Source organism: Marinobacter sp. F4218 (assembly GCF_019443085.1).
GTDB classification, from domain to species: domain Bacteria; phylum Pseudomonadota; class Gammaproteobacteria; order Pseudomonadales; family Oleiphilaceae; genus Marinobacter; species Marinobacter albus.
The window spans coordinates 1,082,992-1,097,919 of record NZ_JAHZIL010000003.1; the positions used below are offsets into that span (position 1 = coordinate 1,082,992).

The 14,928-nt window shown below is 58.4% G+C and carries 12 protein-coding genes and 1 tRNA gene; all 13 read right to left on the reverse strand.

Going from position 1 to position 14,928, the window contains the following annotated elements:
• Positions 1-90: 90 nt before the first annotated feature.
• On the reverse strand, positions 91-2,205 hold the full coding sequence (pnp, locus tag K0B93_RS09005; protein ID WP_228743449.1) for a polyribonucleotide nucleotidyltransferase: 2,115 nt from the start codon (positions 2,203-2,205) through the stop codon (positions 91-93).
• Positions 2,206-2,566: 361 nt separating this feature from the next.
• Positions 2,567-2,836 (reverse strand): 30S ribosomal protein S15, encoded by a 270-nt coding sequence (gene rpsO / locus K0B93_RS09010; protein ID WP_219475037.1) that lies wholly within the window; start codon positions 2,834-2,836, stop codon positions 2,567-2,569.
• Positions 2,837-2,914: 78 nt separating this feature from the next.
• Positions 2,915-3,844 (reverse strand): tRNA pseudouridine(55) synthase TruB, encoded by a 930-nt coding sequence (gene truB / locus K0B93_RS09015; protein ID WP_219866891.1) that lies wholly within the window; start codon positions 3,842-3,844, stop codon positions 2,915-2,917.
• Positions 3,841-4,266 (reverse strand): 30S ribosome-binding factor RbfA, encoded by a 426-nt coding sequence (gene rbfA / locus K0B93_RS09020; protein WP_219866892.1) that lies wholly within the window; start codon positions 4,264-4,266, stop codon positions 3,841-3,843. Before rbfA ends, truB begins: the two co-directional genes overlap by 4 nt.
• Positions 4,266-6,818: a translation initiation factor IF-2 gene (gene infB / locus K0B93_RS09025; RefSeq protein WP_219866893.1), complete on the reverse strand. Its 2,553-nt coding sequence runs from the start codon at positions 6,816-6,818 to the stop codon at positions 4,266-4,268. The genes rbfA and infB overlap by 1 nt, the downstream gene beginning before the upstream one ends.
• 18 nt (positions 6,819-6,836) lie before the next feature.
• Entirely contained in the window at positions 6,837-8,330 is a 1,494-nt protein-coding gene (gene nusA, locus K0B93_RS09030) for a transcription termination factor NusA (protein ID WP_219866894.1), read from the reverse strand.
• 57 nt (positions 8,331-8,387) lie between these two features.
• A complete protein-coding gene (gene rimP, locus K0B93_RS09035; protein ID WP_219866895.1) occupies positions 8,388-8,849 on the reverse strand; it encodes a ribosome maturation factor RimP in 462 nt (153 codons plus the stop codon).
• A 320-nt stretch (positions 8,850-9,169) separates the two neighbouring features.
• Positions 9,170-9,254: transfer RNA gene (locus K0B93_RS09040), tRNA-Leu, on the reverse strand.
• Positions 9,255-9,261: 7 nt separating this feature from the next.
• Positions 9,262-9,642, reverse strand: a complete 381-nt coding sequence (gene secG, locus K0B93_RS09045) for a preprotein translocase subunit SecG (protein WP_219866896.1) — start codon at positions 9,640-9,642, stop codon at positions 9,262-9,264.
• A gap of 18 nt (positions 9,643-9,660) precedes the next feature.
• A complete protein-coding gene (gene tpiA, locus K0B93_RS09050; protein ID WP_219866897.1) occupies positions 9,661-10,425 on the reverse strand; it encodes a triose-phosphate isomerase in 765 nt (254 codons plus the stop codon).
• Between the two features lie 75 nt (positions 10,426-10,500).
• Positions 10,501-11,844 (reverse strand): phosphoglucosamine mutase, encoded by a 1,344-nt coding sequence (gene glmM / locus K0B93_RS09055; RefSeq protein ID WP_219866898.1) that lies wholly within the window; start codon positions 11,842-11,844, stop codon positions 10,501-10,503.
• Positions 11,844-12,674, reverse strand: coding sequence for a dihydropteroate synthase (gene folP / locus K0B93_RS09060; protein WP_219866899.1), 831 nt, complete (start codon positions 12,672-12,674; stop codon positions 11,844-11,846). Before folP ends, glmM begins: the two co-directional genes overlap by 1 nt.
• A gap of 87 nt (positions 12,675-12,761) precedes the next feature.
• Complete coding sequence (ftsH, locus tag K0B93_RS09065) at positions 12,762-14,705, reverse strand: ATP-dependent zinc metalloprotease FtsH (protein ID WP_219866900.1); 1,944 nt, start codon at positions 14,703-14,705, stop codon at positions 12,762-12,764.
• Positions 14,706-14,928 lie beyond the last annotated feature (223 nt).

Sequence of the window (14,928 nt, forward strand, 5' to 3'; positions counted from 1 at the left end):
GGGGACGGCCCGAAACAAGCCCCCCAAACGAGAAAAACCCGCCAATCTGAAGGAGAGGCGGGTTTCCATAGACCGTCTAGCGGTTAGCTATCAGGCGGAGAAGTCGGTCGGCTGCTCGCCTTCCTGAACTTCCTTCATGGACAGCTTAACGCGGCCACGGTTATCCACATCCAGTACCTTGACCAGAACTTCCTGACCTTCGCTCAGCTCGTCAGTCACGTTCTCGATACGGCGCTCGGAAATCTGGGAGATGTGCACCAGACCGTCCTTGCCGGGCAGGATATTGACGAAGGCGCCAAAGTCGACAATACGCTCGACACGCCCCTTGTAGATTGCGCCCACTTCGATTTCCGCGGTGATTTCCTTAACCCGGTTGACCGCAGCCTGGGCCGCTTCCTGGTTGTCCGCGTAAATCTTCACGTTGCCATCGTCGTCCAGATCAATAGACGCTCCGGTCTCGTCACAGATCGAGCGAATGGTGGCACCGCCCTTACCAATGACGTCGCGGATCTTGTCCGGGTTGATCTTGATGGTGGTGATGCTCGGCGCGCGCGCAGACAGCTCGGGACGCGACTCCGCAATAACCTTGTTCATCTCGCCGAGGATGTGCAGACGTGCTTCGTGAGCCTGCTCCAGGGCCAGCTCCATGATCTCGTCGGTGATGCCGTTGATCTTGATGTCCATCTGCAGGGCAGTGACACCGTCTTTGGTACCGGCAACCTTGAAGTCCATGTCACCCAGGTGATCCTCGTCACCCAGAATGTCGGTCAGGACCGCGAACTTGTCGCCTTCCTTGACCAGACCCATGGCGATACCGGCGACCGGGGCCTTGAGCGGAACACCCGCGTCCATCAGGGCCAGGCTGGAGCCACATACGGAGGCCATGGAGCTGGAACCGTTGGACTCGGTGATCTCGGAAACCGCACGGATGGTGTACGGGAACTCTTCAATAGTCGGCATGACCGCGGCAACACCACGCTTGGCCAGACGGCCGTGACCGATCTCACGACGACCCGGGCTGCCCATACGGCCTGCTTCGCCTACGGAGTACGGAGGGAAGTTGTAGTGGAACAGGAACGGATCCTTGCGCTCACCTTCGAGGGCATCAATGATCTGCATGTCGCGGGCGGTACCCAGCGTCGCAGTCACGATGGCCTGGGTTTCACCACGGGTAAACAGTGCAGAACCGTGAGTGCTTGGCAGAACGCCCACTTCGATCTCAATCGGACGAACGGTCTTGTTATCACGGCCGTCGATGCGCGGCTTGCCATCGATAACCTGCTGGCGAACCACGGTCTTCTCAATCTTGCCAAAGTACTTCTTGACCACTTCCGAGGTCGGCTGACCTTCCTCTTCGCCGGCAAACTTCTCGACCGCAGCCGTCTTGATCTCACCCAGACGGGCATAGCGCTCCATCTTGTCACGGATACTGTAGGCTTCTTCGATGGACGAGGTGAACTCGCCCTTGATGGCGTTCAGAAGCTCGGTATTCTCGATCTCTGGCTGCCATTCCCAGCGCGGCTTGCCGATTTCAGCGGCAAATTCCTTGATGGCGCTGACCGCAACCTGCATTTCCTGGTGCGCGAACAGTACGCCGCCCAGCATCTGGTCTTCGGTCAGGCCCTTGGCTTCGGATTCAACCATCAGCACCGCGTCTTCGGTACCGGCAACCACCATGTCCAGCAAGGAGGTTTCCAGCTCTTCAAAGGTCGGGTTCAGGAAGTAACCACGCTCATTGGTGAAGGCCACCCGGGAGGCGCCGATGGGGCCATCAAACGGAATACCGGAGATGGACAGGGCGGCAGACGCGGCCAGCATGGCGGCAATGTCCGGATCCTGGGTCTTGTTGGCCGACATCACGGTCAGCACAACCTGAACTTCGTTCATGTAGCCATTCGGAAACAACGGACGAATCGGACGGTCGATCAGGCGGGAGGTCAGGGTTTCCTTCTCGGAAGGACGACCTTCGCGCTTGAAGAAGCCACCCGGGATCTTGCCGACGGCGTAGGTTTTTTCGGTGTAGTTAACGGTCAGCGGGAAAAAGCCCTGACCCGGCTTCGGCTCCTTGGCACCAACTACCGTACCCAGTACGGATACGTCATCGATGGTCACGAGAACGGCCCCGGTAGCCTGACGGGCGATGCGACCGGTTTCCAGAGTGACGGTCTTGCCGCCAAGCTCAAATGTCTTTTTGACAGGTTTCAGATCCACAAAAAACTCCTGATAACTCTATTCCAGATTGATTCAATCGACACACCCATGCGTGCGATCGTTGGCCGCCAGTGTTGGTCATGTGATCCGAAAGGCAACCCGTCTGAAAGCTAACAGGCTGTTGCAAAACCCCGGTAAGACGGTGGACGACCAAGAGGAAGTCCGCCCGGGCTTTTCAACAACCTGCTATCGATTTCGGCTTTCCATTACGACAGGGAATCCTTCGATATCACCGACACTTCCACTGCGGTATTGCTGGTGAGAAAAGCACAACCGGCAGAACCCGAAACGGTTCCACCGGTTGCCGGCGTGCTCCGGCCATGCCGGAAGCAGCCTTCAGGTCGAAAAGACCGGATTAGCGACGCAGGCCAAGACGCTGGATCAGTTCCAGGTAACGGTCGGCGTTCTTGCGCTTCAGGTAGTCCAGCAGCTTACGACGCTGGTTTACCATCCGGATCAGACCACGGCGGGAATGATGATCCTGCTTGTTGGTCTTGAAGTGATCCTGCAGCTTGTTGATGTTGGCGCTCAGCAGTGCAACCTGAACTTCAGGAGAACCGGTATCGCCATCACCTTGCTGAAAATCCTTAACGATCTGTGACTTCTCACTGGCAGAAAGTGCCATATTTCACCTCATTGTTTGCGATGCTCTCGAATACGGCCGAACCGCGCATCTCTACAGCCCGGCTAACCAGCGACACGTCTAGCGTTGATCGCTGTTCTTCACCAATCGGCGCGGGACCAGTTTGACCCCCTCGCCTTCGGTGATTGCTTCCGCCAACCCCACGAAGCCCTCGTTGCCATAGACGCGCACGAAACCTTGTTGGGATTGACCGGTTATTCTAACCGGTTGTCCGTTCAATATCGATACCAGCGATGGCCCCGCCAGCTTCACTTCCGGGAACATCGACAAGGCCGCGTCCGGAGCAACCAGAAGTCCATCCAGGCTCTCGCCGCGCTCTCGCATGGCCTCAAGTTCCGGAACCTTATGGGCACTGTCCAGGGTAAAGCCGGACGCCATGGTCCGGCGCAATGCCGTGACATGGGCACCACAACCCAGGACAGCCCCGATGTCCTCCACCAGTGAGCGAATATACGTACCCTTGGTGCAGCTGACGGCAATGTCGAGTTCGTTGTCCCGAACCGCCAGCAGGGTCAGCTCATAAATCGTCACCGGCCGGGCAGGACGCTCAACCTCAATGCCCTCACGGGCGTATTCATAGAGAGGACGCCCCTTGTGCTTGAGGGCGGAGTACATGGAAGGAACCTGCTGGATGTTGCCGCGAAAACCGTCCAAGACGGATTCCAGGTGATCGGCCGACAGATCCACCTCCACCGGCTTCTCCTCCACAACCGCCCCTTCGCTGTCGCCGGTTTCGGTCCGGACGCCCAGGCGGGCGGTTGCGATGTAGGCCTTGTCGCTGTCCAGCATCATCTGGGAGAACTTGGTGGCCTCTCCGAAACACAGCGGCAGCACACCGGTTGCCAGCGGATCGAGCGCGCCGGTATGGCCGGCCTTGGCGGCCCCATACAGGCGCTTGACCTGCTGCAGAATGCCGTTGGAGGTCACCCCCTGAGGCTTGTCGATCACCAGAATGCCGTTAACCTCACGACCCTTGCGTCTGCGGCTCAAGCGTTCTGCTCCGGATCATCCTGGCGGTCGTCCTCATCGCGGTCGACCGCCGGCTTATCGCCAACGGCCTTCCGAATGAGGCTGTCCATCTTACGGCTGTAGCCCTGCAGGGTGTCGAAGTGGAAGCGAAGCTGGGGCACAACCCGCAGTTTCATGGCCCGACCGACCTGCCCTCGCAGAAACCCTGACGCCTTGGCCAGTACCTTGAGGGAGTCCTGCACCTCGGCCGAGTCCTCGGTCAGTTCCTCGGTGGACAACAGCGACACGTAGACATCGGCGTAACCGAGGTCACGACTCACTTTCACGGCGTTGACCGACACCAGACCGACCCGCGGATCCTTAACCTCCCGCTGGATCAGCTGGGCCAGTTCACGCTGCATCTGGTCGCCGATGCGATCAATACGACTGAACTCTCTTGGCATCAGGCCCCCGTGGATTCGAGCTTGCGCTCAACCCGAACGCGGTCGAAGACTTCGATCTGGTCACCAACCTTCACGTCGTAGCCCTTAACACCGATACCACATTCCATGCCATTGCGGACCTCGGGCACGTCGTCCTTGAAACGACGCAGGGATTCCAGTTCGCCTTCAAAGATCACCACGTTATCCCGCAGGACGCGGATCGGCTTGTTACGGTAAACAGTACCTTCGGTCACCATGCAACCCGCAACCTGGCCAAACTTCGGCGAACGGAACACGTCGCGCACATCGGCAATACCGACGATGTCCTCGCGGAACTCCGGTGCCAGCATGCCGGTCAGAGCCGCTTTCACGTCATCGATCAGGTTATAGATGATGCTGTAGTAGCGCAGATCCAGGCCTTCCTGCTCGACCAGGCGCTTGGACGCCGCATCGGCACGTACGTTGAAACCGAAGATAACCGCGTTGGTCGCCATCGCCAGGCTGATGTCGGTCTCGGCAATACCGCCTACGCCCGAAGACACGATCTTGACCTGAACTTCGTCGTTGCCCAGATCTTGCAGCGCCTTGGTAATGGCTTCGAGAGAACCTCGCACGTCTGTCTTGAGCACTACATTGAGGGTTTTGACCTCGTCCTTGCCCATATTCTCGAACAGGTTCTCAAGCTTGGCCGCCTGTTGACGCTGGAGACGCTGCTCGCGCTCACGGGTCTGACGGAATTCGGCCAGTTCCTTCGCCTTCTTCTCGTCGGCTACGGCGAAGAACTCGTCACCGGCATCCGGGGTACCGTTGAGACCCAGGATCTCTACCGGAATGGAGGGTCCTGCTTCCTTGGTTTGCTTGCCGGCTTCATCGGTCATCGCCCGGACCTTACCGAAGTAAGAACCGGCTACGACCATGTCGCCCTGACGCAAGGTACCGTTCTGGACGAGAACGGTAGCTACAGAACCACGGCCGCGCTCGAGACTGGACTCGACCACAACACCCTTGGCCGGGGCATCCGGAGAGGCTTCCAGCTCAAGAATTTCCGACTGCAGCAAGACCGCTTCCAGCAGTGCCTCGATACCATCACCCGTGTGTGCGGAAACGGGGACGAACTGAACATCGCCGCCCCAGTCTTCCGGAACAACTTCCAGGGCCGCCAGCTCACTCTTGATCCGATCCGGATCAGCGCCTTCCTTGTCCATCTTGTTGATGGCTACGACAATCGGGACGCCTGCAGAGCGCGCATGCTGTACGGCTTCTTTGGTCTGCGGCATGACGCCGTCATCCGCTGCAACAACCAGGATAACGATGTCGGTGCACTGGGCGCCGCGAGCACGCATGGCGGTGAACGCCGCGTGACCCGGGGTATCCAGGAAAGACACCATGCCGTGGTCGGTTTCGACGTGGTAAGCACCGATGTGCTGGGTAATGCCACCGGACTCGCCCGAGGCAACCTTGGTACGGCGGATGTAATCCAGCAATGACGTCTTACCGTGGTCAACGTGACCCATAACACTCACAACCGGGGCACGCTTGGTCTTCTCGCCACCTTCAAAGGAGAACTCGCTCAGCACTTCCTCTTCGAACGCGTCTTCGCTGACGGTCTTCGCCTTGTGACCCAACTCTTCGGTCACCAGAACAGCGGTTTCCTGATCAAGTGCCTGGTTGATGGTGGTCATCACGCCCATGCCCATCAGGGTTTTGATCACGTCTGCGGCCTTGACCGCCATACGCTGGGCAAGGTCACCTACGGTGATCGTTTCGGGAATCTCTACTTCTCTGACCATTGGTTTGGTCGGCCTCTCGAAGCCATGACGCTTCTCTTTGGGTTTCTTTTTCGCACGCAGCGGTTTCCGCAGGGTGGTATCTTCTTCGTCCTCGGAAATCACCAGAGGCTCGTCCACCGGTCGGCTGCGCGGACCACGATGGCCCGCCGATTTCTTCTTCGGCTTGCCTTCTTCAATCTCATCGCCGCGCTCTCGAGCTTTTTCCTTTTTCTTCTTCGGCTTTCTGTCTTTCCCTTCACCTTCAGGCGGCGGAATCGGCATATCTTCCGGCGCAGGAATCGGCTCGGGTTCGGCCGCCTTCTTGGGCTTCTCCTCGGCAACCGGCTCGGACGCTTCCGGAGCAGGCTCATCACTCGGTTTCGCAGCAGCTTCAGCCTCGGCCTTCGGTGCCGGCTCTGCGGCCGCGCTCGGCGTTTCCGCCACCGGTGCGGGCTCCTGCTTACGCTCCTCTTCTACCACTTCCGGCTGCGGCGCTTCGGCCTCCGGTTGCAGTTCGGCGCGCTTGATATAGGTACGGCGCTTACGAACTTCCACGTTGACGGTCTTGGCCTTGCCGGCCTTGAGCGTGGTTGTGGTTTTGCGTTTCAAGGTGATCTTGCGGGGTTCTGAATCCGCCTCACCGTGGTTTTTTCTCAAATAGGCCAGCAACTGCTGCTTCTCATCGCTGGACACAGAATCATTTTCAGAACGGGCTTTCAGGCCCGCTTCCACGATCTGCTTCAGCAAACGATCCACGGGAGCGCCTACGTCATCGGCCAGTTGTTTTACCGTTACTTCAGCCATACTGGTCCTCCTCCCGAATTAAGCCTGGTCTTCAAACCAGGGGGCACGTGCAGTCATGATCAGCTGACCGGCACGCTCTTCATCCATACCTTCAATCTCGAGCAGATCACCTACCGACTGCTCCGCGAGATCTTCCATAGTGCGCACGCCCATACCAGCCAGCTTGAACGCCAGGCTGCGGTCCATGCCTTCCATCGCCAGAAGATCTTCTGCCGGTTCGGCACCCTCGAGTGCTTCCTCGCTTGCCAAGGCCTGGTTCAGCAGAACGTCCTTGGCGCGGCGACGGAGCTCAGTGACGGTGTCTTCGTCAAAGCCGTCGATCGCCAGCATCTCTTCCATCGGCACATAGGCCACTTCTTCGATGGATGTAAAACCTTCATCAATCAGGATACCGGCGAATTCATCGTCCACATCCAGATTGCTCGTAAAGTGATCCACCAGACGATTGTACTCCTGTTCCTGACGTTCACCGGCCTCTTCTTCGGTCATCACGTTCAGGGTCCAGCCCGTCAACTCTGTGGCCAACCGGACGTTCTGTCCGTTACGACCGATCGCCTGCGCCAGGTTATCTTCCCCGACCGCGACCTCCATGGTATGACGGTCTTCGTCCATAACAATGGAAGCAACTTCCGCCGGCGCCATGGCGTTGATCACCAACTGAGCGGGGTTATCATCCCAAAGCACGATATCAACACGCTCACCGCCCAGCTCGTTGGACACCGCCTGCACACGCGAACCGCGCATACCGACGCAGGCGCCCACCGGATCGATCCGGCGGTCATTGGTTTTTACTGCAATCTTGGCGCGGGAGCCCGGATCACGGGCGGCACCGCGAATCTCGATCAGATCCTCGGCGATCTCCGGCACTTCGATGCGGAACAGCTCGATCAGCATCTGCGGGGCGGTCCGGCTCAGAATCAACTGAGGGCCGCGATGATCGGTGCGAATCTCCAACAGGAGTGAGCGAACCCGATCCCCCATCCGGAAGGTTTCCCGGGGAATGAGATTTTCCCGGGGCAACAGCGCCTCGGCGTTTGCGCCCAGATCGACAATCACGTTGTCGCGGGTAACCTTCTTGACGGTGCCGGAGACCAGCTCACCGACACGATCCCGGTAACTGTCGACAATCTTGGTGCGCTCGGCTTCCCGAACCTTCTGGAAAATGATCTGCTTGGCCGCCTGAGCACCAATCCGGCCAAAGGCCACGGATTCGGTTTTCTCCTCGTAGATATCCCCAGGCTTCAGATTGCCGTCGATCTCTTCTGCTTCCTGCAAGGTCAGCTCGGTTCCCAGGGCCGGGACCGCATCGTTGTCCACGACCAGCCAGCGACGGAACGTTTCATATTCACCGGTGCGACGATCGATGGAAACCCGGATATCGGCCTCTTCGTCCTCGTACCGTTTTTTGGCAGCGGTGGCGAGCGCAAGCTCGATCGCCTCAAAAATCACATCCTTCTCGACTCCCTTCTCGTTCGAGACGGATTCAACCACCAGCAAGATCTCTTTACTCATTCGATTGCCCTGCCCTCAAGATAAACTGTGCGTCCACTGACATTTGTTCAGATGTGTTCATTCAAACACCGGGATGATGTTGGCCCGCTCGATGCTGTCGAACGGCAACAGATATTCGTGGTCATCAACCACCACAATCACATCATCACCCTCAATGCCTTTGATCAGACCCTGGAACTTGCGACGGCCTTCAAACGCCATCCGCAACCGGATCTGGACCTGATGGCCTGCAAAGGCTTCATACTGTTCCAGACGAAACAGCGGCCGATCCATTCCGGGCGAGGAAACCTCCAACGTATATTCCGACTGGATGGGATCTTCCACGTCCATCACACCGCTGATCTGGCGACTGACTTTTTCGCAGTCTTCAACCGAAATGCCATTCTCGGCATCATCGATAAACACCCGCAGCTTCGAATGGTGCCCCTGCGAGCGATATTCAATCCCCCAGAACTCATAGCCCAGGCCTTCGACCACCGGCCGAAGGATGTCTTCCAGTTGCTTAAGCTTGGCTGACAAGTTATGCCGTCTCCGTTCTCAAATTTACCGGCCCCAAAAACAAAAAAAGGGCTGTTGATCAGCCCTTTTTATGCACCAGGACCTGATGCGCCAGGCCCCTTAATCAAAAAGCCCCTGAAAATGGGGCCCTTTGTTGCAAGAACTCACAGGAAGCAAACCGGTGAACCGCTTCCTGCTGACAGACACCTGGCCTGCCAGAAACCTGCGCGCTTACGCCCGCTGGCTCCAATATCCGCCGGAGTATAGAGACGCCGGAGGAACTGGTCAAGGACTGACCAAAAAAAACGGCCTGGAGATTCCAAGCCGTTTTTCTTCTAATATGGTGCCCGGGGCCGGACTCGAACCGGCACGGCTTTCGCCACTACCCCCTCAAGATAGCGTGTCTACCAGTTCCACCACCCGGGCAACACTCTTACTCGAGCTCAGGGAGATCAGACTCCCCGTTCTCGGCTCCGCTGTCCGGCGCTGCATCACCTTCCGCAGCCTGCTCAGCCGGTGCCGCTTCCTTGGATTCCTCAACAACCGGAATACCAGCTTCACCCGCCACTTCGGCACGCTGCTTGGCGAAGACCGCCAGCGAAAAACTTGTCACAAAAAAGACGATTGCAAGAATCGTGGTCAGGCGGGTCAGAAAGCTTCCGCTACCCTGACTGCCGAATACCGTCTGGGACGCACCGCCACCAAAAGCGGCGCCGGCATCTGCGCCCTTGCCCTGCTGGATCAGAACAAGACCCACCAGTGCCACCGCGATCACCACGTGCACAACGACTACCAGTGTTTCCATCCAATCCATATCGACTCTCGCGAACCTTTAACTTTTGGTACCTGCCGGAACAGACCGGCAAATACTCACAAAATCTTCTGCTACCAGAGACGCCCCGCCGATCAAACCGCCGTCAATATCCGGCTCGGCAAAAAGCGCCGCTGCATTATCCGCTTTTACACTGCCGCCGTAAAGCAGGGAAATGCTTTCGGCTGGCGCCCCGATCTCTGAAAGCACCCCGCGGATTGAAGCGTGCATTGCCTGGGCATCTTCTGCAGTGGCGGTCTTACCCGTACCGATCGCCCAGACCGGCTCGTACGCCACAACAATTCTGTCCCATTGGTCGGCTGCCACATTGGCCAACCCTTCCTTGACCTGCCTGGCTACGACAGCTTCTGCCTGGCCGGCCTCACGTTCGTCGAGGGTTTCACCGACACAAACCACTGCCGTAAGACCACAGGACGTCAATCGCTCAACTTTGGCGGCCACCACTTCGTCGCTTTCGCCAAACAACTGGCGCCGCTCCGAATGACCAACCAGGGCGTAGCGACACCCCTGATCCTTCGCCATGTCCGCAGATATCTCTCCGGTGTAGGCTCCCGACTGCCACTGGCCGACGTTCTGGATCCCGACAGCCAAATCACCGCCGGACTGCTTTGCGACATCATTGACATAAATCGCGGGAGGGATAATAACAACCTCCACGCCATTATCAAGAGAACCGACCTCTGACTGGACATGGCCAACAAGCTTCTTGGCAAGGTCTTTCGACCCATTCATTTTCCAGTTTCCGGCTACAATCTTGCGACGCATAACAGTTCCCAAATTCGAGGGAGGGCGAACTATACAGCAGTCCCTCCCGACAGACAACCGCCTGAAAATACAAAATTATGCGGTAGAACTCTTCACCACCGCAGCCAGCTCCTGGGCTATACGGTCAATCTCCGCAGCATCCTGCCCCTCGGTCATCACACGGATGAGCGGCTCAGTGCCGGAGGCCCGCAGCAGCACCCGACCGGCCTCGCCAAGTTTGGATTCAGCCTTTCTGACAGCGGCGGCAATGTCGTCCCGTGCAAGGGGATCGAAACGCTTCGCAACCCTGACATTCACCATCGTCTGGGGCAGCTTGCTCATTCCCTGGCGCAACTCGGCCAGCGTCTTTCCGGATTTGCTGATCGCGAGCAAGACCTGGAGCGCCGAGACAATGCCATCACCCGTGCTGGTGCAGTCCCGGATCACCATGTGCCCCGACCCCTCACCTCCGAGCATCCAGTTGTTGGCCACCAGCCGCTCCATCACGTACCGGTCACCGACCTTGGCCCGTTCGAATTCAATACCCTGCTCCCGCAAGGCAAGCTCGACACCCAGGTTGGTCATCAGCGTACCGACCACACCACCCTTGAGACGGCCCTCCGCAAAACGCTGGGACGCAATGACATACAACAACTCGTCACCGTCCACTTCAGAGCCATCCCGGTCGACCATCAATACCCGATCGCCGTCCCCATCAAAGGCAATGCCGAGATCCGCCCCTTGCTCAACCACCGCCCGCTTGAGTCCGTCGAGGTAGGTGGACCCGACATTGAGGTTGATGTTGAGGCCATCCGGCTCGCCGCCGATCACCGACACTGTTGCCCCCAGCTCACGGAACACCTTCGGTGCCACGTGATAAGTTGCGCCATGAGCACAATCGAGGACGATCTTCATGTCGTCGAGGGCGAACTCGTTGGGCACCGTACTCTTGCAGAATTCCACATACCGGCCCGGGGCGTCATCCACGCGGGAGGCCTTACCCAGCTCTTCGGAAGCGCACACTTCCAGGGGCTTATCGAGCCAACGCTCAATTTCTTCTTCCAGAGCATCGTCGAGCTTGGTCCCGGCGGGCGAGAAAAACTTGATGCCATTGTCATGGTGCGGATTGTGGGAGGCACTGATCACAATGCCCGCGGACGCCCGGAACGTCCGAGTCAGGTAGGCAATGGCGGGGGTTGGCATTGGCCCGAGCAGCTTGACGTCGACGCCTGCAGCCGCGAGGCCCGCTTCCAGTGCTGATTCAAACATGTAACCCGAGATGCGGGTGTCCTTGCCGATCAACACGCTATTGCGCTGACCATCACGCTTGAAAGCCTGGCCGGCGGCCCAGCCCAGGCGCAGCATGAATTCCGGTGTAATAGGTGATTCGCCGACCCGACCCCGAATCCCGTCGGTGCCGAAATACTTTCTATCGGACATTAACGCCCCTCCTTCATGGCCGCCACTACCTTGACGGCATCCACTGTTTCGCGGACATCATGCACCCGGACGATGCTGGCCCCTTTCATGGCTGATATTGTCGCGGCGGCGAGGCTTGCGGGCAACCGTTCATTTACATCCCGCCCAGTAATTGCACCCAGCATGGACTTTCGGGACATACCCACGAGCAGAGGGTGACCCAGCACGTGCAACTGCTCCAGTGCGGCGAGCAGCCGGAAATTGTGCTCTACCGTTTTCCCGAACCCGAACCCCGGGTCCAGGATGATGTTTTCGGGCCGCACGCCTGCCAGTTCCGCCACCCGCATTCGCTCCGTCAGAAAGGAACTGACGTCCCGACAGACATTCCGGTACTCCGGACGATCCTGCATGGTGTCCGGCTCACCCTGAATATGCATGATGCAGACAGGCACATTGGCCTTTGCCGCAGCCTCAGGGGCCCCCTCACGCTGCAGCGCCCGGACATCATTGATGAGCCCGGCACCCAGGCGCGCGGTCTCGGCCATCACTTCCGGCGCGCTGGTATCCACCGACACCACCACGTCCAGCTCCCCGACAATCGCCTCGATTACCGGGCAGACCCGATCAAGCTCTTCCTGGACCGAGACTGGCGTGGCGCCAGGCCTGGTGGATTCGCCACCAACGTCAATAAATGCTGCGCCATCTGCGACCATTTGCCGGACTCTCGCCATCGCCGCCTCCGGGCGATTGAATTGACCACCATCGGAAAAAGAGTCAGGCGTGACATTCAGGATGCCCATTACATGACAACGGGACATATCCAACGCCCGCCCGGCAAAATTCATTTCCATAGCAAACCTTTTTTTCTGAAGAACAAAAACAAACGCCGCCCGGATTCCGGGCGGCGCAGAGGTATCACCTACAGGTCGCTGGTGGTGTCAGTGCTCGCCGGCAGGCCGACCGACACCGGGCTGACGACCGTCATCGGAGCCCTTGGACTCGGGCGCCGGTTCGGGCTCATCAACCTTGGCACCACCGGTCGGACCACTGTCGCCCCAACCTTTTGGTGGGCGTGGAACCCGGCCTTCCATGATGTCGTCGATCTGGAAGCGGTCGATGGTTTCGTACTTCATCAACGCATCCGCCATCAGATCGAGCTTGTCGCGATTGTCGATCAACAGCTGACGCGCCTTCTCGTAGCATTCATCAATGATGTTGCGAACTTCTTCATCAATGCGCTGCGCGGTTTCCGGAGAATAGACCGTCTGCGCCTGACCGGCAGAACGCCCCAGGAACGGCTCTTCGCTGTCGGTGTCGTACTGCAGCGGACCCAGTTTTTCGGACAGTCCCCAGCGCGTCACCATATTGCGGGCCAGACTCGTGGCCCGCTCGATGTCGTTGGAGGCACCGGTGGTAACACCATCGAAACCGAGGGTCAGTTCTTCCGCGATACGTCCGCCAAACAGGCTGCAGATGGAACTGATCAGGAACCGCTTGCTGTGACTGTACTTGTCTTCCTCCGGAAGGAACATCGTGACACCCAGGGCACGGCCCCGGGGGATGATGCTGACCTTGTAGACCGGATCGTGTTCGGGCATCAGACGACCAACAATAGCGTGACCGGACTCGTGGTACGCCGTGTTCCGCTTTTCCTTCTCACTCATCACCATGGACTTGCGTTCCGCGCCCATCATGATCTTGTCCTTGGCGAGTTCGAACTCCTCCATGGACACCAGTCGCTGGTTACGGCGGGCCGCAAACAGGGCCGCTTCGTTCACCAGGTTGGCGAGGTCCGCACCGGAGAATCCGGGGGTACCGCGGGCAATCAGGACCGGCTCAACGCCATCCGCCAGGGGCACTTTCTTCATGTGCACCTTGAGGATCTGTTCACGCCCGATGATGTCCGGCAAACCAACCACAACCTGGCGGTCGAAACGTCCCGGACGCAGGAGCGCCGGATCGAGTACGTCAGGGCGGTTGGTGGCGGCGATGACGATGACACCCTCGTTGCCTTCAAAGCCGTCCATTTCAACCAGCAACTGGTTCAGGGTCTGCTCGCGCTCGTCGTGACCGCCACCCATGCCAGCGCCACGATGGCGACCGACCGCATCAATCTCATCAATGAAGATGATGCACGGGCTCTGTTTCTTGGCCTGCTCGAACATGTCACGTACCCGGGAGGCACCGACACCCACGAACATTTCGACGAAATCCGAGCCGGAAATGGAGAAGAACGGCACCTTCGCCTCGCCGGCGATCGCCTTGGCAAGCAGGGTCTTACCGGTACCCGGCTGACCGACCATCAAGACACCTTTGGGGATGCTGCCACCAAGACGCTGGAATTTGCTGGGATCCCGAAGGAAATCCACAAGCTCCTTCACGTCTTCCTTGGCTTCGTCCACACCAGCGACGTCGCCAAACGTCGTCTTGATCTGATCTTCACTCATCAGACGCGCTTTGCTCTTGCCGAACGACATCGGGCCTTTGCCGCCACCACCGCCTTGCATCTGTCGCATAAAGAACACGAACAACGCGATAATGATCAATATCGGGAACGCGGCCACCAGCAACTGCGTCCACAGGCTCTGGCTCTCGGGCTCCTTACCGATAACTTCAACGCTGTTGGCCAGCAGGTCATCCATCAGTTTGTTGTCGGAAACCTGCGGCCGGATGGTCTGGAACTGGGACCCGTCACCACGGGTACCCTGGATTTCCAGGCCATCGATCGTCACCTTGCTGACCTGGCCCTGCTGGACCATTTCAACAAATTGGGAGTAATTGACTTGCTGACCGCTGGGGGTGGGAGAGAAATTCTGAAACACCATCAGCAGTACGGCGGCTATTATTAGCCAGAGAACCAGATTTTTTGCCATATCGTTCAAGGATCATCACCTGTGAATTGAAGAGCTGTCCTCGCGGGAACCGCCCTTTTCTGACACCTTACACCAATTGTACGCCCGTCCACCAGAAACGGCCTATCCGTATCGACCACAGACGGGCGACCCTCGGGTCGGCCCTGACAGCCCATGCAATCCTGAAAAATTGCGGCCATAACCCACATATTGGGCGCCAAATCTGAAATTACAACGCCCGGACGACTCATTT